Source organism: Desulfocicer niacini, from assembly GCF_054657595.1.
On the sequence record NZ_BAAHYK010000063.1, the window covers coordinates 1 to 21,623 of the forward strand.

Genomic DNA, 21,623 nt, shown 5'->3' on the forward strand with positions numbered 1-21,623 from the left:
TTGGAGGCTGTCTTTTCATATAACTGCCACGGGCAGACCGTATTCCGATCCGGCTCTGCCCACAACGAAGCATGAAAGAGCGTTAGACTTACCGACTCTTTCTTATAAAAAAAAACAGGAGATAAAAGTGCTATTGGGTACCTATTACGACGCATTGACCCTTCACAGGAACAACAAAAAAGTATACGCGCGGTTCAATATACCCCACGCGGTGGTCTCCACCTGCCGGATCAACGGCGGTCTTCGGGATGACATCACCACATTGCTCAACCACCAGTCCTGTGAACCCTGCAATCATAAATTTGCCCGGGCCGCTTCCGTTGTCCGGGAACCGGAAGCCTATCTTGAAAGCATCTGCAGGGAAGAAGATCTGGATCACACCACCTGCGCATCATTGGGAACAGCTGCCAATATGAATTATACCGCAGTGGAATCCCTGGAATTCAAGGAACTCACCGTGGTTGCCGTTGCCACCGGAGGTGTGGAAGCCAATGCAGGACGGGCTGGTGATCCGGCCCACTATCATGAAACAGACGGCACCTTCATCCATGAATCCCTTCCAGATAAAAAGCCCACCCCCGGCACCATCAACATAATGGTCTTTATCAATCGCACCCTTACCCGGGGAGCCCTTGTCCGGGCCATAATCACCGCCACGGAAGCCAAAAGTGCAGCTTTGCAGGAACTGGCCGTTAATTCCCGGTATTCACCGGAACTTGCCACCGGTACCGGAACGGACCAGATGGGTATTGCCTGCCAACTGGGGGATGGAATACCCCTGACCAGTTCAGGCAAACACACCAAACTTGGAGAACTCATCGGCAAAACCGTAAAAAAAGCGGTGAAAAAAACACTGAAACTTCAAAATGAATTGACACCCCAGGGCCAACGGTCCATAAAGATTCACATTGAACGCCTAGGTACGGACAAGACAAAAATGCTGGAAGAAATCAGCAAATTTCTGGATGAAGAAACAGCCACCCTGCTGAAAAATAATTTTGACAGTGTCAACCGGGATCCCCTTGCCGTGGCTGCTGCCGCAGCCCTGATGCACCTGCGGGACAAGTGGGCCTGGGGCATTTTACCCAAAGGATGCATGAAAGAGATATGGTCCAGCTACGGTGCACAACTGGCAGCTGCTGTTTCTGGAAATATCCATCAAATTCCAGATTATTACCAACGTCTTTCCCAGACCCTTATCACAGTGGATGATATCCATCTACTGCAACTGGTTTACCAGGCCATGGCCATGGGATTTAAAGAAAAATGGAAAAACAACTAAAAATCGGACTGGTTCACCTGAATGTCCGGTATAAAAATCCAGAACAGAACCGTAAAACACTTTTAAACCTCAATGAAAAAGCTGCCCGGAAAGGCCATCAACTCATCGTTAACACGGAAATGGCCATTCCCGGATATAGTTTCCAATCCCTGGAAGACATTGCCCCCCATGTGGAAACTGACAGCGGCCCCACCATGACCGGATTGCAGGCCATTGCCCAGGAATACGGTGTATTCATCTGCCTAGGATTTGCAGAAAAAGACGCTGAAAGCGGTATTTATTACAATTCTGCCCTGGTTCTGGACCCCGGGGGTAATATTGTGTGCAGATATCATAAAATCAATGCAGAAACCCGATGGGCCTGCCCGGGTAACGGCGTGCAGGATAATTTTTTTGAAACCCCCTGGGGAAGAATTGGTGTGTTGATCTGTTCAGATACCTACCATGGACTCATGCCCCGTCAGACCGCCCTTAAAGGAGCAGACCTCATTATTGCCCCTGCCAACTGGCCCCGGGGGGGGCTGGACCCGGCAGAACTGTGGCGGGTCCGGGCTTTGGAAAACGGTGTTTACATGGTAGGTTGCAATCGGGGAGGAAAGGATCGTACCATGTCCTGTGACAATGCCCCTTCCTGCGCCTTTGATCCCCATGGCCGAACCCTTCTGAACCAGGAATCATCAAGCTCTGCCCTGATGACCGTAAATATTCCCCTGGAAAAGGGGCTCCTGGCCCGGACAAAGCGCTTTGAAAGACTCAAACAGCGTCATCCGGAACGATACCGGCCCATCTACCTGGACATGCGGCATGTCACCTATGGTGGCGGGGATTACACATCTTACTACGATCTTGCCCCCCCGGGCCTTTATGACATATCCTGTTACACCCAGGTTGCCACGCTTAAGTCCATCCCGGATATTGTACAAAAACACCAGATCCCGGGAAAATCCAATCTTGGCGTGCTGCTTTTTCCAGAACTTCCCCACCAAAAGAATGTAATGGCCCTGCTTCCCGTTATTAAACAGCAAATCCAGGGTTCAAAAAAAGCGGTGTGCCTGGGATTCAGAGATGAAGCCGGGACCTCCAGACAAATTTTCATGACCCCGGACGGCATGGTGTACCACCATGGAAACAACTGGACAAAGAAGTGCATCAGCAAAGCAAACTCCCTGCCCGGTGGAGATTGTTACCGCACCATTGTGGACATGGGCCCCATCCGTGCCGGTATCTGCACCCCTGACGAATTGACCCACCCCGAGGTGGCCGTGGCCCATGCCAAACTGGGGTGTGATGTACTTTTTTCCTGTGTCGGGCATATTGAGCCCTCCTGGCAGATCATGGCAGCGGCAAAAACCCTGGAGCGCATCAACATTGCCGTGGCCGGTCATAATATGGGCTTTATCTGTCAGCCCCCGGAGTCCCATGACCGATGGAAGGAAACACTGACCAACGCGCCTGGTGTGTGCCGGACAATGCTTGACTCAAATGAAACCCGGTCCAAAAAATTCCAGGACCGGCTGGATTTTATGACCTTATTGTGCCAGACCTGATTGATCCAGAAAAAACCCGTAAATCCCAAGGAGAAAAAAACGCCAATGAAACAGATCGTTTATAAAGACAAACTGGTTGAAATCACCCAGGATACCATCTTGTTCCGACACTACTATTTTCCCCTGGGTGACAAAAAAATTGATTTCAGCAACATCAAAAAGTTGGAAATTTTAAAACCCACCCTAATGAGCGGCAAATGGCGAATCCACGGCACCGGGGATTTCACCACCTGGTTTCCCTGGGACTCGGGCAGACCAAAACGGGACATGATTTTTCGTATCACCCTTCACAAGGGATGGTGCCGCATTGGATTCACCGTGGAAAATTCTGATGCGGTCAAGGCCATCTTTGAAAAAATCGGACTTTTTCCTATTCAACCCTGATAATATCGTTTCTGGATAACCGTGCGCTGGGTCTGGTTCTTCCATTCCATGGGCGGACGTACTTTCATGATATCGTCCAGGCGGTCCTGAGCTTTTAAACGATGAAAAATATCCATCCAGGCACAGGGAATGGAGTCATCTATTTCGCACATGCCATTGTTGGTGCCGCCGCAGGGTCCGTTGAACAGCCCCTTGGCACACCGGGTCACGGGACATACCCCACCGGTGAAGCCCACCACGCACTCACCGCAGGCCCGGCATCGTTCCTCATACACACCTATGTCCCTATCAATGCCGATGGCAGCGGTGTTCACCGCCGGAAATACAGGGATATGGGGATAGGCCTCGGCCACATACTGGACTCCGGCACCGCAGGCCATGGAGAGAACTGCGTCAAAATCGTCAATGATGGAAATCAGCTCATCAATATAGCTCATGTTACACTGGCGTTCAATGGTGTATCCCCGGACAAATCGTTTTCGGGGATGATCCTTGAATACCATTTCAAGATCCAGGCAGAGATGGTCCACCTCGCGCTGACCACCGCCGAGGCACACCGATGCGCAACCACCGCACCCCAACACCAGCACCTTGTCATATCCGTCAACAGCGTCCACTATTTGTTCAAGGGGTTTTTCTATTACCTTTATCATATTTACCTCAGTTGACCATGGCAAAAGGGCCGCCGACGGTCCGGGGCCGGACTTGTCGTCCATCGGGGCGGCATCATGCCATTTTCATTATTTATTGTGGGCTAACCCAAATTCACAATTCCGGTCCGCCCGTGGCGGTTCATAAAAAATTCCCTGGGAACGGCAAATACGCCGCGCCAGGCTGAGCAATTCCGGAATATTAATGCCAAGTGGACAATAACACCGGGTGCACAACACGCAACGTTCCCACAAAATCTCCCGCATGGCCACAAGCTCCTGCCGGGAGACATTTCCTTTTTTCTTATAAATTATTCCCAGAGAATTAATGAATTTATGGGAGGGCATGTATTCCGGTTTCTGTTGCCGACAACGGTAGAGAAAGCAGCTGTCCGCACAAAGACTGCAATGGGCGCACACTTTCAGTGACATGGCTATCTGCATTTTGTTTTGCTGGAGAATACGCTGAATCTCCTTGACATTGACGGGGTCTGTGGCCTCCATGGGTGGTTTGGGTCTCCATGTTTTTACGGGTCCGGGTTTCAGCAGGGACATGATGATATTTTATGCCCTTTATTTTTACCATACTCGTCAGTCATAAGTTCTTCCACTTACCACCACATAATGTGTTTCATGAAAATCAAAACAATTACATGTAGTATAAAAAATGAAAACTTAGGACGCATGAGTTACCATAGACACAAGCCATAAAGCTTGGCTGCATGGGTGGTCTGGTTAATTTTTGTCTCGCCGTTTACACCCGGGCAGTCCATAACCGGGTGCCCCGATTCCCCAGGGTATATTGATGCACCATGATGAACCGGTTCAGGAAAAAGTAAAGCATGTGAATCATCCGGGTAAAGGGAATCAGCATAAGCATTATTTCCCCTGCGGCCATGTGCAAAACAAGCATGGTACGGTAATCAAAAAACTGATGATAGGCCATGAATCCGGTCAAAAACGGAGCCGCTGCCAGAGCAAGCATGCCGAAATCAGAAAGGGTGGTGATGGAACGAACCTCCCGAATACACATCCGCCGTATAAAGAAAATAAACAGCCACAAAAACGTTAATAATGTCAGCAGATCCACCACTACATCGGGCAGAGCCGGAACATATATCCCCGTGGCAAATCCCACCATCATGGTATGGCCCTGAATAAAAAAGGGCAGCATCAGCAGGCTCAAATGAAATAAAGTAGTCATCAATGTAAAAAAAGGACGCCGTCCCGGCAGGGTCAGCCTCAACAGTGACAGCCGATATTTAAAAGAGGTGCGGTCGATGAGATCTTTTTTTTCATGGTTCACAGAGGGCTTTTTCGTGGCTAACCTTCGTGGCCGGAGCGGATGTTTCCGTGTAAAAAGAAAAAAACGCACGGTCTGCCATACCGTACCTGCCATAAAAACCCCAACAGCGATCCACACCATGGGACCACTTAACAGGTGGTGCATCGCCATCATTGTCATATCATCCCTCATCTTTTCCCGTCAAAAAAAACCAGAACCCCAGAAAACCCACAAGGCCCAGGGCCAGAACAATATAGGTAACGGATTCGGCATGGAGCATGAACTCCTGGAGTGTGTTAAATTGTGATTCCATATGATTTATGTTTCCTTAAAATGTGAATTTAAAACGCTTTGTTAACAGGTTGTGTTGTTTCAATGGGATGAATAATCGGGATGTTCATGAAACACAGGCATGCGTGTAACCACAAATCTGAAAATCAGTATAAGACAGGTAACCATGAACACAGACAAAGCCACCTCTTTCCAGTGGGGAATATAGCGTTCTTTCCAGGGCAGGTGCCAGTTAAAGGCAATGAGGGAAACATTGAGCCGGTTAAGCACAATGCCCAAAACCGAAAGTATGGCGGAGAATTTGATCAACCCCGGGTCCCGGTTGCGGGAGCCCACGGCAAAAAGAAAGCAGGGTAGCAGTACGAACCCCAGAAGTTCCACCAGAAACCACGCGCCATAGCCGGTAAAAAGATAGTGCCATGCGTTGCCGGTGGAAATGCCGATCAATTTGATGGTAAAGTAACCGGCCAGCACCAGGGCGGCAGCTTTTCCATATTGAAACACCAGGGGATCATGTTCAGCCAGGTAGGTGGCATCCATTTTATCATGGAAAAATTTATGGGAAAGCGATGCCTCGCAAATCACCATGGCCAGGCCAGCCACAATACTTGATACAAAAAAGAACACGGCAATATATGGGGAGTACCACAGGGGATGCAGTTTAGAAGGGGCAATAAGAAAAAGGGCTCCCAGTGAGGACTGATGCAAGGTCGAAAGCAACACCCCTAAAATGGTAAGTCCCATGGTCAGTTTCACCATCGTGGTGCGCAGCCTTCGCATGCCCAGCCACTCCAGGGGAATGGGTGAAAATTCAAGAAACAATACCGTAAGATACAAACTGACGCAAAGCCCCACCTCAAAAAGCAGAGAGGTGGTTCCCTGCTGCACCACAAACGGATAGGCCAGCAGCAGACGAACCGGTCTTCCCACATCGTACAGCAGGGAAACCAGAACCGTGGCATATCCTAAAAAGGCCGTGAGAATGGCAGGGCGAACGGCGGAATGAAACCGTTTCATGCCGAACAGATAACATGCGGCCGAGGTAGTGTACCCCCCGGCTGCCAGGGCCACTCCGCACATGAGATCAAAACCGATCCAAAGGCCCCACGGAGCCGTATCCGAAAGGCTGGAGACGGCGCCCAGCCCCTGGGTAAATCGTTCAATGGTCAAATAAAACCCCATCACCAGGATACCGCAGGTTATAATCCTCCAGGGTGTCCAAGGCAACCGGGCCATTGTTTTTTGCACCGCCTTGATCATTTTTCCCCTCCGATGTTCCGACTGTGGGTGCCCTTTGCCGTAGATGGGTTTTCCTGGGTCTGTGCCCGGTCAAGGGCATGGGCCACGGCCCGGGATTTCTCTTCCTGGGCGATCTTTTCCCGCCGTCTGTTCATACCGTACATGCCTGCCAGAAACACTGGCCAGAGTCCCACCACCATGGGAATAACCCCCAATGCACCGGAAGTCATGGCCGGGGCCGGGGTTTCTCCCAGATCTTCCCGCAGCCCCACCTCACTAAAGGGCACACCGGAAAGATACATCCAGCTGGTTCCGCCCATCTCCTTTTCTCCATAGATATGATTCAGATAGCGGTGGGGATGTTTCCGAATTTTCTCCCGGGCGATCTTGAGCAGATTTTTACGCTTACCAAAAATCAATGCCTCCGTGGGACAGGCTTCCACGCACCCGGGCAATTCTCCCTTTTCAACACGGTGGGAGCACATGGTGCATTTCACCACCGAAGGGGTATATGCCTCCTCATATTCATAGGAAGGAATCTCAAAGGGACAGGCAACCATACAGTAACGGCATCCCACACACACCGTGGGATCATAGACCACCGGTCCTTTTGCCGTTTTTTCAAAGGCCTTGACAAAGCACACTGATGCACAGGCCGGTTCCAGGCAATGGTTGCACTGGGTCTTCCTAAAAAGAGGAGAGCCGGGGTGATCACCTCCGCCAGAGACGTCTTTTTCAGGGCTGTCATACCGGTTTACCACTGTATAGGCTTTGGTGGTGGGCCTTCTTTTTTCTCCGAACACACCGGCATCATTAAAAGGGTGATCCGGATCAGGCAAGACATTAATCCGGTTGCAGGCCTCCTCGCAGGAGCGGCAACCCACGCAGGCAGTAATATCATGAAGCACACCAAAACTGTCGGGATAGCCTTTGAATGCGGCGTTGGATGCAGCCTGGGCCTGCAAAGGCCCCAGCGCCGTTCCCGCTCCGGCAAGTCCCATCCATTCAATGAATTTTCTTCTTGTTATGGACACCTTTTTTCCTCTTTATTTCTGTTTTTTTTCATGACATTCGGTGCATCCCGCAGGTGATGAGATATTCATCAGACGGTGGCATTCCAGACACTGCCTGTGAAAGGCTCCCATCAGCCCCGGCTTAAGCAGATCCCGTTCATTAAACGGTTTCCCATGACAGCTCCCGCATTGGGTGGGTTTTTCCGTGGCCGGACTGTTATGGTGACACCCCTGGCAGAAGGTTCCCTTATTGGAGTGGAAATAGTTGGCAAGGGTGTTGCCCTTTACCCCCTGAAGCAGAGACTTAACCACTTTACGATGGGGAAATATTACGGGTTCATATTGATCAACCAGTTCTTCAATGACAACAGTTTCAGGGATTTCCGCATCGGTATAGGTGGCATGGATCATTTTTCTGGATGTCAACAATGAGGCTGCAACCGCTTGATTCTCTTTTAAATTTTTCGAGGCGCCGTCCATGGCTGGGCCAATGAGGTCCTCCGAAGATGCGGTACCTGCAGGAGCATCACTTTTCATATGGCACTTACTGCATTCTTTCTGATTATAATCCCTGTCACCGCCAAGGAAAGCATGGCATCCAATGCAGGCTCTCTTTTTCTGCTCCGTTTCATGACACCCCCTGCAACTTTGCAGAGAGCCCGGCTGGTGCATGGCCAGTTCCAACTTGATATAATCCCCTTTTTCAGAACCCTTAAGGCTATGACATTTATTACAAGAACTTATGCCGGCGTGGTGGCATTCCCGACAGGTTTCACTGTAAGTTTCATGGGATTCGTGGTCAAAGGGTACAAAGTCCATGCGATTTCGATACGTTTCATCCACGTCAATATCACCGGTTTTTATCATCACTGTGTCGGGCTGATTTCGCTTTATTCTGGGTATGGCTTTAAGTTTCGGAATGGATGCCACAGCGCCTTGATCATGGCAGCCGCTGCAGTAAAGCGGGCCGTTATTATTTTTTCCGGGAGGATCGACAGCTGTGTTTTTCAAATGACAACCGATACAGGAACGATGGGAAGCGTTTCTCATGGAAACAGGGTTTGTCGTTGACCCTTTTTCATGGCAAACTCTGCAGGTGTCTTCCTTTCCAGGTGTGTGTGACAGGGTCCGGGTTTTTGAATCGTATTCGTGGTGACAGGTACCGCATTTGTCCTGATAGGCATTGGAATGACGATAATGGAGAGACTTGTCAAACCCCATGGGCACCCGGGTGAAGGTGACGCGGGGGGCGTTGACGTGACATTCCCCGCAGGAAAGCGGCCCTGTGGGTTCCTGTTTTATCTTCATCTTTTCATGACACGCCATGCAGTTGGCATGGAAAACATCCCTGACTTCATCGCGGGTAGTGTCCCGAAGTCGAATGAATTTCCATGACATTTCTCCGTCATCGGACAGGTGGCATACCCCACAGGTCTCTTTCAAAGGACGCTTCTTGCCCGTGGGGGAATCGAGTACTCCCTGGACATGGAGGTCATGGAGAAATGGAACCGGTGCTCGTTCAAGGGCACCGAATACTTTCATGGAATCAATCATGATTACATCGGGCCGGACGGTGTCAACGGCGGAAAGATGACTGATGCCGTCGTGGCAAGCAACCATGTCCGGCAAGGTTGCTGACAGGAGACAAATACAAAAAACGAAGCCCGGAACCGCATATTTTATTTTATTTTTTAAGCACATAAAACCCGAATCAAAATAATTTTGTTAGTATATCTTTTTTTAATCCTCAGTCATAAATTCCTTGGGTTGCCATGTTTTCTTGGGGTCAACATAATGTACGCCATGCTAATTCTAAAGCAGTGCATACCATACAAAACATAAGAATTTACAGAATATCAATTTTTAAGAAGGGCAGTGATACCACAGAGTGTAGCTAAAAATCAATCCATTTTTCAGACTTAACTTGCGGTGGAAAAATGATTTCCATTTTTCATTGGCATGATTTTTCATTGACACGATTTTTTATTGAGCTATAGTGCCTTTGAATTCTCAGGGCGGGGTGAAATTCCCCACCGGCGGTGATTTTGATAAAATCAAATAAGCCCGCGAGCGCCTGCGGTTTAAGCAGGGTCAGCAGATCTGGTGAAACTCCAGAGCCGACGGTGAAAGTCCGGATGGGAGAGAATAAAGGGCTGCCGGACAAGTTCTGTATGGAACTGCGGCGGTGTTGTGGCGTTTTTTTGCGACTGCAATAAAATATCTTTGATTAGGTCTTCGGTTTTGATTGATTTATCGTTGATCAAGCCCGGGTTGCAGCATTTTGTTGATGCCTTTTCGGGAAAACGATAACTTGAAAACGGCTGCGCCCCTTATCATAGATGTTTCATTTCCCACCATCTTTCCCTGATATTATGATTTTTTCTTATAATAGCCTTTGATGTGCCGGTATTCAGGCAGATTCTGCCTGAACGGTATCATCGAAGAAAAGGGAGTTTTTCATGAATGAAGTATCTATTTCAAAATTTGGAAGTCCGGTTGAAAGGGTGAACAAAGCCCTTGATGCCCTTACCAACGGCAAAGGTGTTCTGCTTGTGGATGATGAAGACCGGGAAAATGAAGGAGATCTGATCTTTCCTGCCCAAGCTATCACCGAGGCACAGATGGCCATTCTCATCCGGGAGTGCAGCGGTATTGTCTGTCTTTGCCTGCCCCCGGAAAAGGTGGAACAGCTGGGCCTGCCCCAGATGGTAAGCACCAACACATCTGTTTACCAGACCGCGTTCACCATCTCCATTGAAGCGGCAAGCGGTGTTACAACGGGAGTTTCTGCGGCGGATCGTGCCACCACCATCCGGTGTGCGGCAGCACCCGATGCCACCCGTGCAGACATTCACAGCCCGGGCCATGTATTTCCCCTGCGAGCTGCGGCCAACGGCGTGTTTGAGCGAAGGGGGCACACAGAAGGAACCGTGGATCTCATGCGCCTTGCAGGGTTGTATCCGGCAGGCGTACTGTGCGAACTGACCAACACCGACGGCACCATGGCAAAGCTGCCCCAAATTATTGACTTTGCCGAGGCCCATGATTTTCCTGTACTGAGCATTGAAGACATTGTTGCCTACAGGTCCCAGGAGCAGACCATGAGTACCTGATCGAATAACACATGGGCAAGTTATCAAGACAGCTCCCATGCCGGAAACAAAAATATCGTTCCATTTTTTACTAAAACAACACAAAAATCAGGCCGAAGGGTGCGAATGGGGGCAGATCACGATGATCTCAAAAAAACGTGGCCTGTCCCCCATATTTCACTGTTTCTTAAACATCAGGAGATACATACTAAAAAACACAGCACTGGTATGGCGGGTTTTTCCCCAGGTACGCCATGACACCACATACCAATTTTAAGACCCGCCCACTTCCACACACACAGAACTCATATGAGGTACGGTTAAAAAAATTCAAGATGCACATTATGCGATATTGGATCGGATAACATCGGACGGACAAGTCGATAAGAAACCCCCTTGAACATCAAGAGGTCTGTGTCAAAGAATGCTTTACTGCGGCAATCAATAACCCTTTAACATGCTTACCGGATTGTTTTCTGATACCTGCTTCGGTATTTTCTATTAATTGAAATCCATGCCGATTCAGACATTTTTTAATATAGGCTTGGGAATGAGCATAACGGCCACTGGGAAAAAGCTGATACTCCAGACTATTATCCTCCAGCAGTTCCACTGAAAATGCAAGAATTCCATCATCAACAAGGCATAAAGATGCGGAGTTAATGATGGCATCCAGAGTACCGAAATATACAAAGACATCAGAACTGTAAATCAGATCAAATTTCCGGGGAAAATTCCACTCCTGAAGTATGTCAAAAATTTCCAGCCGACTGTAAATTTTCTTTTCAGCTGCCTTTTCAAGCATTTTGGACGACACATCAACGCCTGTAATGGTTTTTGCAAAGGGTTTATAGAGCCCAGCGCCCAGCCCGGTACCGCAGCCAAGATCCAGAATATTCATTTTTTCAGTCAAATGCGGCTGCACAAGCTCAAAGAGACGTTCAGGGGTTTTGTATTCAAGATCCTTCACCAGAATCTTCTCAAAATTTTCGGCACACCTATCAAAGATACTGCGCACATGCTCCACGGGAGCTGCATCCGGTGCTTTTGAAAGGCCCATGCTTTGACGCATGAATATTGCCGCCTTATTATCCGGCTGAATTTCAAGCACCTTGTTGTAATGTTTCTCCGCCTCCCTGAATCGTTCTTGTTTTTGAAGAGAAATGCCGAGGTTCAAGTGGGCTGAAGCATAATGGGGCTGTATCTCAATGGCCTTTTTATATGAATTTAATGCGTCCCCAATGAGATTCGACTCATCCTGGGCCACGCCAAGGTTGTTCCAGGCCTCTGCCATCTCAGGGGCAAACATCACAGCCTTGCGAAAACAGGAAATGGCACCATCCGGCTGCCCGGTTTCCCGGTATGCCACCCCCAAATTATTCCATGCTTCGCCAATGTCAGGCTGTTCATTGAGCATAATTTTATATATTGGTACGGCTGCCCTGTGATCATTTGCAATCTGTTTCATCCTGCCCAGATTATAACATGCGGATAAATGGGGAGGTGTAAGCCGTACTGCCTGTTCAAATATTTTTTCCGCCCTATCCACCTGATTCCGATCAAGAAACAAGGTTCCAAGTGCATTCAGCGCCCGCCCCCAGTCCGGCCTTTTTTTCAATACTTTCCGATAGCCTTTTTCTGCCTGTGCAAACCTGCCTTGCCTGTGGGCTGACGACGCTTTCTTGAAAATATATTCGAGATCTTCTTTGGTGCGCTTGTCCAGCATTGAGTATTTTTTGGGGTTACGGGGCATCACATGTTCATTTATCATTTCAGTTCCACATCAGTTGAAAATTAATGGGCTTGCTCATAACCTCCTCCATATCACGAAATCATTATTCAAACAAACCGGAACCGGCAACACAGAGCCATACCCCAAAAATATTTTTTCCCCTTGACATTCTTATTTTTACTTTGTAATTTGCAAATCAGTTTTATCAGGTGCTGTTGCTCAATAGGGAATCCCGTGAAAATCGGGAGCGGGCCCACCGCTGTAATCGGGGACGAACGCTGCATTAATGTCACTGGATATTAATTCCGGGAAGACGCAGTCAATAGAATGATCCGAAAGTCAGAAGACCTGCCTGGTGAAGATAAAGACAATCCGGCACTGGAAGATATCAAACACAAAAATCTTCCGTCGGTACAGTTGTAGTGAAAATAATTCGGATAGCGTATTGATGCATGATCAAGATCTATCCATGACGTATCAGTAAATCACAGACTGTATTAAAAAATTGTCTCAGGGTGAGTGCTGCATGGGAATGCAGATACCCGAATATCCCATGGATAAAAAAGGGAAATCCACGGATTGAGAATTGGAATCTGTGGATTTTTTGTATTTATGGGATCTTGTTTATATGGCACACCGTAAAAAACATCTTGCATGTGAAAAATCGGCTTACCCAAACAGTATGCGCCTTTTCCGTAAAGATCGGATCAAGGGGGCCATCACGGCTGCCCGCCACCAATGCATACATGATCTTTTCTGTTCCTGCCCACGGTTTCTTTCCTGCCTCCATAATATTTCAGTCCAACATCCACACAGATCAGACACAATCCGTTGTAAAGATATTCAAAACATCAACGTATATACGATTTCCAAAAGGCACCGGGATCGCGTTGCGGGCGCGTTTGTCAAAAAGCTAACAGATGCGATCCCTTTCCAAAAAATGGCTGACGCCATGAAATTCATTGGTTCAGTCGGGTTGATAAGGGATCTGGTTACAAATCAAATATCCCGGTGCCTTTTGGATCACTTTCATTTTTTCCTCTTTCCTTCAGGTGACAACAGGGACATCGGATTTAGTGACATGGGTCCGATGCCTTCCCTGATATCACATAAAACGGCGAAGAACGGAATACCGGCCGTTCGGACCATAGCTTTTGGCACACTGTTTTGGAAAATTATCATTTTTTTTAAACAATATGACCGGAAGTGCCGTTGTTTTCTCCTCGATGTAGCTGATGACTGCGTTTCTGGGGCATTGGAATTTGATTCCAATGCCCCCATCAGCATTTTTAACCCTTTCAATCCAAAGATCAAACGTCCATGTACTCCGTGACATACAAATCAAGGCTAAGGTTAAATCCAGACCGGGGAACATAAAAGCCGGAGAGCATAACAGAGGTCTCTCCAAAAGGGCTTGCATGAATCCGTCAGCATGGGTATAAAGAAACCCATGACATTTTCCCCGGGGAAAGAGTTGCCCGGAGTTTAAATTTAGCCCCGCATTCTTATCCTTCCTGACAAATGGGCAGATGAATAACAAAAACACACAGAACCATACAGACAGGACACATTAATGATTTTATTACTACAACGGACCATTTCCATAAGCATTCTACTTGTGCTGCTGTCCACATCCACGGCTTTCAGCTCCCAAACAGCTGAATCCGTCAAAAAGAAAGTGGACAATTCCATTGTCACCCGTCAGAACACGCAGAAAAAACAAGATCAATGGGAAAAAGAGAAGGCGGGCCTGCTCATCACCTATGAGCAACTCAAAGAGCAGAACGTCCTGTTAAAGGAAACCCATAAGGCACTCACCAAGGAAGAAAACGCTCACAACACGCTTCTGGAAAATCTAAAATCAGAAAAAAACGCCCATGAAAAAATTCAAAGGGAAATGCTTCCCTTTTTACAGGAGGTACAGAGCTCCCTCAATGCATTGGTCTCCAATGATCCCCCATTCCTCAGCGAAGAGCGGAAAAACCGCCTGCAGAAGCTTGCCGCCATCATGGAAGATATTGAAATCTCCATAGCCGAAAAATACCGTAAAGTGATGGAGACCCTTTTCGTGGAAGCCGAATACGGTAACACCATTGAGGTAACCCAGGACAAAATTTCACTCTCCGGCAATGAGGTACTTGCAGATATTTTTCGACTTGGCAGAATATCGCTGTTTGCCCTTACCCTGGACCATAAAACAGCCGGAGTATTCAATGTAGCAGAAAACCAATGGACACCCCTTGCTGCGGAATATCTTTCGCCTGTTATTGCCGCCGTGGAAATGGGCAGCAAGCGACGCACAGTGGAAATAATTTCCCTTCCCATCGGGCAACTTGCCAGATGAACAAACAAATGATACTGCACGCTGTGAGTTCCGGGTAATACATCCGTTTATTTTTTCAGTTGTAGTTGGTCGTTTAAAAGAAAGAGTAGGCCATCCTAACATTCTTTCATGCTTCGTTGTGGGCAGAGCGAGATCAGAATATAATCTGCCCGTGGCAGTTATTAAGGAGTAAAAAATGAAAACCTTGAACCTATTTTGCAGCCGAATATTGATGGTTGCCCTTGTGATATACTGCTGCACCAGCACTCCGGCCATATCCCAGGACATGCGTCAGACCCATATGACCCTGATTCAGCAAAAAAACGCCCTACAGGAACAGGCAGCCTTGGAATTAAAAAAGGCTAAGCAGGAAGCCTTAAAAAAGAAAGCAGACATCACCAAGGACCGCGAAAGCTTACTGGCCGCCATTGAGGACATCAAGGTGCAAAACCAGACCCTGGAACAGGACAACGCCGCCATCAGAATACGCATAGAAGAAACCATGACGGCCGCAGATAAGATCAAAGACTCCCTCATCGAAACCCAAGCAGTTAACCGGGAATTATCCGGATTTATCAGAAGTAACGCCAAGGATCTTGAAAGCATGCTCATCCAGAGCATCCAGAGTGCCCTTGACCCGGACCGTCATCTATTTCTTTCTCCCCTGATCAACCAGGAAAAATTCCCATCCATGGAAGACATCCGCCGCATGGTATCTCTATTGTTTAATGAAATACAATCTTCAGGAGAGGTAAAGCTGACCAAAGGTATTATTGTGGACCGTCAGGGCAAAGAAAGGGAGGCCACGCTTTTAATCATCGGCAATTTCACCGGCATGTACAGCCTGGACGATGAAACCGGATTTCTCATTTACTCGGATGAAAGCCGTCGGTTTTTTGCTCTTTCCAGACTGCCTGATGCCTGGATGGCCCGCAATATCAAAGATTACATGGACAAAACAACAGGCGATGTTGTCATGGATATCTCCAAGGGCGGAGCACTCCGGCAACTCACCCACCAACTAAACCTGTGGGAACAAATTCCCAAGGGAGGCCCCATCGTGTGGCCCCTTGTGGCTATTCTGGCGCTGGCCCTCATCATCCTAATGGAACGGGTCTTTTTTCTACTGAGCAAACGGATGAATGCCGATACCTTCATGCTAAAGATACAGCGCCTGGTGGATACAAATCAATGGGAGGAGTGCCGTGCGCTGCTGGAATCCAAACGCAAAAAACTGATCCCCAAAGTATTGCTGACAGCACTGGAATTTAAAGACCGGGAACGGGTGGACATGGAAAATGCGCTGCAGGAGGCCATATTAAACGAAATTCCCCGCATTGAACGTTTTCTTTCCACTTTGGGAATGCTGGCGGCCATCGCACCCCTTCTGGGGCTTTTGGGCACCGTCACAGGCATGATCAACACCTTCCATGTGATAACCTATTACGGTACCGGTGATCCAAGAATGATGTCTGGAGGTATTTCAGAAGCATTGGTGACAACCATGCTGGGCCTTTCCGTGGCCATCCCCATCATGTTTTTCCACACCCTTTTAAACCGGCGGGTGGAAATGGAAATCGGTAAAATGGAAGAGAAGTCTGTATCCTTTGTTAATATGGTTTTTAAATCCCGAAACACCTGCAGGGAATAAACGTCGTGGACCAATTTCTATTTCACATGGAAAGTTATATCCGCTCCGGCGGCGAGGTGATGTATCCCATTCTCCTGGTATCTTTTATCATGTGGATGCTCATCATCAACCGGGTCTATGTGATGCGCAAACTGTTCATCAAAAATATTCCCCGCATTGAAGCCGGACAATTAATACAAAAAAACCAGATGCCCCATAAAAAGTACCAGGGAGCTAACTCTCTCCTGGTCCGGGAATTTCTAAGTCAAAGAACCGGAGACCGTGATCTGGACGGATTTATCCTTGATGAAACCGTTCTTCGGCTGACATCGGAAATGGATCGCCATCTTGCCCTTATTGGTGTCTTATCCGGTGTGGCCCCTCTTCTGGGACTGCTTGGCACCGTGGTGGGCATGATGGCCACCTTTGACGTAATCACAGTCTTTGGTACGGGCAATGCAAAGGCCATGGCTGGTGGCATCTCCGTGGCCCTTATCACCACCCAGACGGGCCTTCTGGTCTCCATCCCCGGATTATACATGAGCGGCTTTCTCAAACGGCGGGCCAATAACCTGAAACACCGCATCTCAGCCACAGGCATGTACCTGAGACGCTTTTTGTAAGGAAATAACCCATGCTGAACATCACAGCGGCCCGACGGGGCAAAAAAGGCAATCTGGAACTCAACATTGCCCCGCTTATTGACATGGTTTTTATTTTATTAATCTTCTTTCTGGTGACCACCAGTTTTGTCAAAGAGACCGGGGTGGACATATCCCGCCCGGCAGCCAGCACCGCTGTCAGTAAAACCGGCACCACCATCCTCATCGGCGTTACAAAAGACAATACCGTACACATGGACAAACGAGAAATTGACCCCAGGGCCGTTCGGGCCAATGTGGAACGAGCCCTGGCTGAAAACCCGGAGGCAGCAGTGGTCATTGTGGCAGACAAGGAAAGCCTCACCGGTCTTGTGATCAACGTAATGGATAACTGCAAGCTGGCCGGGGCGGAAAACGTAGCCCTGGCAGCCAGCCTGCCCCGGGGGCAATAGGCTTTTTCATGAAAGCAACCCCTCTTACGGAAACCAACACCACCACCCGGGCATCATCCCTCTTTACCGATAAAAAAAATATCGGGAAATCCAGATTGAAATCTTTCATGGGTTGGAGCCTTGCCATAGTATTGTCGGCCATTTTAAATATCACCTTGTTTGGTCTCATGCCCGGTCTCATCCATTTAATCCCCCAGGATCAAGAAGCGCTTGAGGATATTAAGCCTATTCAGGTAATCCGGGTAAAACACAGGGAAACACCCCCTCGGAAAAAAGAGCTTAAGAAACCCAAACCCAAACAGGAACCCAAGCGGATAAAAACCACCACACCTACCCGGGTGGTAAAGCAAAAACCCATGCAGTTAAAGCCCCGCCTTCCCTTTCAGCTGAACCCGAAACTGCCTGCCACCCCCACCAGTCTCACCATGCCACCCATGGAACATTTTTCCATGGCGGCCCCCACATTAAAGGGAATCTATGAAATGGGAGAACTGGACAACCCCCTCACGCCCATTGCCAAAATTCCACCCATGTACCCCATGCGGGCCATGAGACGGGGCATTGAAGGATGGGTAAAAGTAAAATTCCGGGTAAACACCCAGGGCAGGGTAGAACAACCCACCATCCTTGAAGCAGAACCGGAAAATGTATTTGACAAAAGCGTCATCAACTGCATCTCCCAATGGAAATTCAAACCCGGCACCGTGGAGGGCATTCCTGTGGACACACTGGCAGAGACCACCATTCGATTTGAGCTGGAGAAATAATGAAACACTTTAACACAAGGGGCCTTTTCAGAACCCATATTTCACAGCCCCTACTGGTACTGGCCACCGGTTTAATGATTTTATTGAACATGGGACTCATCACCGCCGGTGCTGCCACCAGCCCAGAAACAGCACTTCCCCTGGCAGCCGGCATGTGCGTCACCAAGGCACAGACCCTGATCCAACAAGGACAACTTGAAGCGGCCATCACTGTCCTTGAAAAATTCAGGGACAAGCAAAAAGAAGTTGATGCCTCCACAGCTGCAAAAAAAGGATACAGCCATTATTACATTGACTTTCTCCTTGGCAACACCCTGCTCATGGGTTCTGAATCAAATACAAAACAACATAAAACTTGGCTAAACAAAGCGATAAAAGCCTATGAACAGGCGGTGAAAAAAAAACCGGAGCTTGCACCGGCATGGCTCAACCTGGCCAAATGCCGATATGATCTGGGACGGATGAAAGATGCCGCAGATGCCTTCATAAAGGGCTATGACACCAGTGACACCAAAAATGCCGATCATCTCTATTATGCCGCCATCTGTTATTTTCAGTCCCATGAGAATACCCGTGCATTAAAGATCTTCGAACGTTTGATACGACAACATCCAAACGCATTTTCCCTGGAAAGACGGGAAACCTTTGTAAGCATTCTCTTTGCCATGGATAAAAATACCACTGCCCTGCCCCATGTGGAAATCCTGGCAAAAAAATTCACCGGCAAAAAAAAGAAAAAATGGCAGGAAATTCTGCTTTACCAATATCTGCAGCTCAAAATGGAAAAAAAGGCCCTGGCATACGGAAAGATGCTCACCCGCACCGATCCCACAGAACCCCGGTGGTGGAAGGCCGTGTCCCATCTTTATCTCAACCGCAATGACCTTAAAAACGGCCTAAGCCATCTTGTCATTTACAGCTATCTCACTCCCACCTCCAGCGAAGAACAACGCCTGATGGCGGATCTTTATCTATCTATGGGTATTCCTTCCCAGGCATCAAAGATTTACGAAACCATCCTTTCTAAAGATGAAAATTTCAAAATAATAAAGCGAATGATTCATGCCTGCACTGCAGCTCATGAGCCTGACAAAGCCATTGTCTGGATTGACCGGGGGCTTGCCCTGAAATCTGATTTTGAGCTTTTAACAAGAAAAGCAGCCCTTCTCTATGAGATGAAACAATATAATAAGGCAGCCGAAGTTTATGAACAAATAATCAAAAAAGCAAAAAAACCCGGAGAATATCTTTTGCTGTTAGGCTATTGTGCATGGAATCTGGATCAGCCGAACCGGGCAAAAACAGCCTTTGAGCAGGCGAGTAAATTTAAAAAACAAAAAAAATCAGCGCACCAGGCACTTAAACTCTTGAAAGAAAAGAAATAAATAATAAAGATTCGGCCAGCACACCATTTTAACTTATTTGGGCCCGCTCACACAGCATTCGTATTCTACGCAGTCCCAGCTAAGCAACCATGGTACACGGCCCACATATTTACAGTGCCAAGCCGACCGTTTACAAAAAAATAACTTCAACCCCTGCACCATGATACGTAAATCAACGGGCACACAATAAAACAACTCCCTTACCTGGATAAATGAAAATCCAAAAAAATTCCTCTGATTATTTATCTGCCCCGCCAGAAGACAAAACTCAGAGATGAAAACTCAAGGGAACAAACTTTTACAGGAGCCTCAAATGCCCCCTCTTAATCCCACACGACAAGAAGTCCCCATTGTTCTGGCCGCCTTCGGCACCACAGCCAAATCATTCTCAACCTATGAACACATGGACGCCGTGTTTAAAAAAAGGCTTCCCGATTACACCATCATCTGGTCGTACACATCCCGGATGGTTAAAAAAGCCTTAAAAAACAAAAGCCGCCTGGATATCAAAGATCCTGGAGAAGTGCTGGTAAATCTTCAAAAACAGGGTCATTCATGGGCCGTACTGCAATCGCTTCATCTCATCGGTGCCCATGAACTGCACCGACTGGCGACCGCACGCAATCATCTAAATATCCGCCTGTCACTGGGGCTGCCCCTGCTGTCTTCTCCCCTGGACTTTCAGGAAGTAAGCAAGGCACTGAGCCCGGTGATTTCAACGGATAAAAATGAAGCCATTGTCGTGGTGGGCCACGGCACGGACCACCCCTCCTGGACCGCCTATTTTGCCCTGGAAACCATCATGAGAAAAAAATATGGAACCAGGGTGTTTACGGGGGTGGTGGAAGGATTTCCAGGAATGGAAGAAACCCTGGGCAGAATTCAGGAAAAGGGTTTTAAAAAAGTACGGATAATTCCCCTGCTGCTGGTGGCAGGGGTTCATTTTATTGAAGATCTCACCCAGGAGGCCGATTCATGGCAAAAAACTTTTGAACGCAATGATATTGAAGTTACGGTGGTCTCCCATGGCCTGGGCAACATCGACGGCATTACAGAAATTTTCTGCAGACACATCAAAGAAGCCCTGGATGTCATTCCTCTATAACGAGCATGTCCTGCCGAACACAACGAATATTGAAATATGTTATCATACGGGCCCGGCCCATCTTTATGATCAAGCCCAAAGTAAATATGAGGAGATCCATGATGCCCTACGTAAATATTAAAATTACCAACGAAAACGTCACCACCGAACAAAAACAGGCACTGATAAAAGGCGCTACCCAGCTGCTGGTAGACGTACTGGGTAAAAATCCCGCCACCACGGTGGTGGTCATTGATGAGGTGGAAACCGATAACTGGGGAATTGCTGGCCAGGCGGTAACGCAATTGCGTCAAGGAACAAACAAATGACATTGCTATTAAATATTATCTGGTTTTTTTTTGGAGGTGGTTTGATTTCCTGGTTTTTATGGATGATACTGGGCAGCCTGCTATTTATAACCATTATAGGCATTCCCTTTGCCTATGCAGCATTCAGAATCGCAGGATTTGCCGCCTTTCCCTTTGGAAAGGAGCTTGTTGATTCCCGGGTAATGGGCGAGGATAGAATTGCAGGCACCGGACTTGCTAATTTTTTATGGATCATTCTCGCCGGCATCTGGCTTGCTGTTTCACATATCCTTGTGGGGGCATCGCTGTGTCTGACCATCATCGGAATTCCATTCGGATTTGCCCATTTCCGACTGGCCATGGTATGTTTTGCACCGCTGGGAAAAAAACCGGTAGCAATTCAGTAAAAAACACCTTGGAGCGACATGATTCAAAGCACATAAAAAAGCCCCTAAAAAAACACACAGAAGTCTTCAATTGTGGTCCATGTTGTGACCAAGCCCAGATTTTCGCTGAAAATGCGTTTTGAAGTGTGCCCAAAACAAAAAAGCCCTGAG

At 48.0% G+C, this 21,623-nt stretch carries 22 protein-coding genes and 2 riboswitches; of the genes, 14 read left to right on the top strand and 8 right to left on the bottom strand.

Annotated features, from left to right (window positions below):
- The 3 genes from ACYQ2M_RS22375 to ACYQ2M_RS22385 all read left to right on the top strand — a co-directional run.
- Positions 1–1,282 (top strand): adenosylcobinamide amidohydrolase (locus tag ACYQ2M_RS22375; RefSeq protein ID WP_459918619.1); only part of this gene is annotated, 1,282 nt, incomplete at its 5' end.
- Positions 1,267–2,829 (top strand): carbon-nitrogen hydrolase family protein, encoded by a 1,563-nt coding sequence (locus tag ACYQ2M_RS22380; protein ID WP_459918620.1) that lies wholly within the window; start codon positions 1,267–1,269, stop codon positions 2,827–2,829. The genes ACYQ2M_RS22375 and ACYQ2M_RS22380, both read left to right, overlap by 16 nt.
- A gap of 45 nt (positions 2,830–2,874) precedes the next feature.
- Positions 2,875–3,213, top strand: coding sequence for a hypothetical protein (locus ACYQ2M_RS22385; protein ID WP_459918621.1), 339 nt, complete (start codon positions 2,875–2,877; stop codon positions 3,211–3,213).
- On the opposite strand, the gene ACYQ2M_RS22390 is transcribed toward ACYQ2M_RS22385, so the two are convergent.
- The 7 genes from ACYQ2M_RS22390 to hmcA all read right to left on the bottom strand — a co-directional run bounded on the left by ACYQ2M_RS22390 (position 3,204) and on the right by hmcA (position 9,311).
- Positions 3,204–3,866 (bottom strand): methylenetetrahydrofolate reductase C-terminal domain-containing protein, encoded by a 663-nt coding sequence (locus ACYQ2M_RS22390; RefSeq protein ID WP_459918622.1) that lies wholly within the window; start codon positions 3,864–3,866, stop codon positions 3,204–3,206. The two genes, ACYQ2M_RS22385 and ACYQ2M_RS22390, sit on opposite strands and share 10 nt — an antisense overlap.
- Positions 3,867–3,953: 87 nt before the next feature.
- Complete coding sequence (locus ACYQ2M_RS22395) at positions 3,954–4,367, bottom strand: 4Fe-4S dicluster domain-containing protein (RefSeq protein WP_459918623.1); 414 nt, start codon at positions 4,365–4,367, stop codon at positions 3,954–3,956.
- Positions 4,368–4,617: 250 nt separating this feature from the next.
- Complete coding sequence (locus tag ACYQ2M_RS22400; RefSeq protein WP_459918624.1) at positions 4,618–5,328, bottom strand: hypothetical protein; 711 nt, start codon at positions 5,326–5,328, stop codon at positions 4,618–4,620.
- Between the two features lies 1 nt (position 5,329).
- Positions 5,330–5,461 carry a sulfate respiration complex protein HmcD gene (hmcD, locus tag ACYQ2M_RS22405; RefSeq protein ID WP_459918625.1) on the bottom strand — a complete coding sequence of 44 codons (132 nt, stop codon included), beginning with the start codon at positions 5,459–5,461 and terminating at the stop codon, positions 5,330–5,332.
- 59 nt (positions 5,462–5,520) lie between these two features.
- Positions 5,521–6,699, bottom strand: a complete 1,179-nt coding sequence (gene hmcC, locus ACYQ2M_RS22410) for a sulfate respiration complex protein HmcC (protein ID WP_459918626.1) — start codon at positions 6,697–6,699, stop codon at positions 5,521–5,523.
- Positions 6,696–7,712, bottom strand: a complete 1,017-nt coding sequence (gene hmcB, locus ACYQ2M_RS22415) for a sulfate respiration complex iron-sulfur protein HmcB (protein ID WP_459918627.1) — start codon at positions 7,710–7,712, stop codon at positions 6,696–6,698. The genes hmcC and hmcB overlap by 4 nt, the downstream gene beginning before the upstream one ends.
- Positions 7,713–7,724: 12 nt before the next feature.
- A complete protein-coding gene (gene hmcA / locus ACYQ2M_RS22420) occupies positions 7,725–9,311 on the bottom strand; it encodes a sulfate respiration complex hexadecaheme cytochrome HmcA (protein ID WP_459918628.1) in 1,587 nt (528 codons plus the stop codon).
- A gap of 382 nt (positions 9,312–9,693) precedes the next feature.
- A riboswitch (FMN riboswitch) is annotated at positions 9,694–9,842 on the top strand.
- 308 nt (positions 9,843–10,150) lie between these two features.
- Between hmcA and ribB the strand changes: the two genes are divergently transcribed.
- Positions 10,151–10,804 carry a 3,4-dihydroxy-2-butanone-4-phosphate synthase gene (ribB, locus tag ACYQ2M_RS22425; RefSeq protein ID WP_459918629.1) on the top strand — a complete coding sequence of 218 codons (654 nt, stop codon included), beginning with the start codon at positions 10,151–10,153 and terminating at the stop codon, positions 10,802–10,804.
- Between the two features lie 382 nt (positions 10,805–11,186).
- On the opposite strand, the gene ACYQ2M_RS22430 is transcribed toward ribB, so the two are convergent.
- Positions 11,187–12,554, bottom strand: coding sequence for a tetratricopeptide repeat protein (locus ACYQ2M_RS22430; RefSeq protein WP_459918630.1), 1,368 nt, complete (start codon positions 12,552–12,554; stop codon positions 11,187–11,189).
- A 151-nt stretch (positions 12,555–12,705) separates the two neighbouring features.
- Positions 12,706–12,885: riboswitch (cobalamin riboswitch) on the top strand.
- A gap of 216 nt (positions 12,886–13,101) precedes the next feature.
- Between ACYQ2M_RS22430 and ACYQ2M_RS22435 the strand changes: the two genes are divergently transcribed.
- The 10 genes from ACYQ2M_RS22435 (at position 13,102) to ACYQ2M_RS22480 (ending at position 21,473) form a co-directional block, all read left to right on the top strand.
- Positions 13,102–13,848 carry a hypothetical protein gene (locus ACYQ2M_RS22435; RefSeq protein ID WP_459918631.1) on the top strand — a complete coding sequence of 249 codons (747 nt, stop codon included), beginning with the start codon at positions 13,102–13,104 and terminating at the stop codon, positions 13,846–13,848.
- A gap of 240 nt (positions 13,849–14,088) precedes the next feature.
- Entirely contained in the window at positions 14,089–14,859 is a 771-nt protein-coding gene (locus ACYQ2M_RS22440) for a DUF3450 domain-containing protein (protein WP_459918632.1), read from the top strand.
- A gap of 175 nt (positions 14,860–15,034) precedes the next feature.
- A complete protein-coding gene (locus ACYQ2M_RS22445; RefSeq protein WP_459918633.1) occupies positions 15,035–16,489 on the top strand; it encodes a DUF3450 family protein in 1,455 nt (484 codons plus the stop codon).
- Positions 16,490–16,515: 26 nt separating this feature from the next.
- Positions 16,516–17,091 carry a MotA/TolQ/ExbB proton channel family protein gene (locus ACYQ2M_RS22450; protein WP_459918640.1) on the top strand — a complete coding sequence of 192 codons (576 nt, stop codon included), beginning with the start codon at positions 16,516–16,518 and terminating at the stop codon, positions 17,089–17,091.
- Between the two features lie 11 nt (positions 17,092–17,102).
- A complete protein-coding gene (locus ACYQ2M_RS22455) occupies positions 17,103–17,522 on the top strand; it encodes an ExbD/TolR family protein (protein WP_459918634.1) in 420 nt (139 codons plus the stop codon).
- An 8-nt stretch (positions 17,523–17,530) separates the two neighbouring features.
- Positions 17,531–18,289, top strand: a complete 759-nt coding sequence (locus ACYQ2M_RS22460) for an energy transducer TonB (protein ID WP_459918635.1) — start codon at positions 17,531–17,533, stop codon at positions 18,287–18,289.
- Positions 18,289–19,674 (top strand): tetratricopeptide repeat protein, encoded by a 1,386-nt coding sequence (locus tag ACYQ2M_RS22465; RefSeq protein ID WP_459918636.1) that lies wholly within the window; start codon positions 18,289–18,291, stop codon positions 19,672–19,674. The genes ACYQ2M_RS22460 and ACYQ2M_RS22465 overlap by 1 nt, the downstream gene beginning before the upstream one ends.
- A 313-nt stretch (positions 19,675–19,987) precedes the next feature.
- Complete coding sequence (locus tag ACYQ2M_RS22470) at positions 19,988–20,779, top strand: sirohydrochlorin cobaltochelatase (protein WP_459918637.1); 792 nt, start codon at positions 19,988–19,990, stop codon at positions 20,777–20,779.
- A gap of 98 nt (positions 20,780–20,877) precedes the next feature.
- Positions 20,878–21,087 (top strand): 2-hydroxymuconate tautomerase family protein, encoded by a 210-nt coding sequence (locus ACYQ2M_RS22475; RefSeq protein WP_459918638.1) that lies wholly within the window; start codon positions 20,878–20,880, stop codon positions 21,085–21,087.
- Positions 21,084–21,473 (top strand): YccF domain-containing protein, encoded by a 390-nt coding sequence (locus ACYQ2M_RS22480; RefSeq protein WP_459918639.1) that lies wholly within the window; start codon positions 21,084–21,086, stop codon positions 21,471–21,473. Before ACYQ2M_RS22475 ends, ACYQ2M_RS22480 begins: the two co-directional genes overlap by 4 nt.
- Positions 21,474–21,623: the final 150 nt, after the last annotated feature.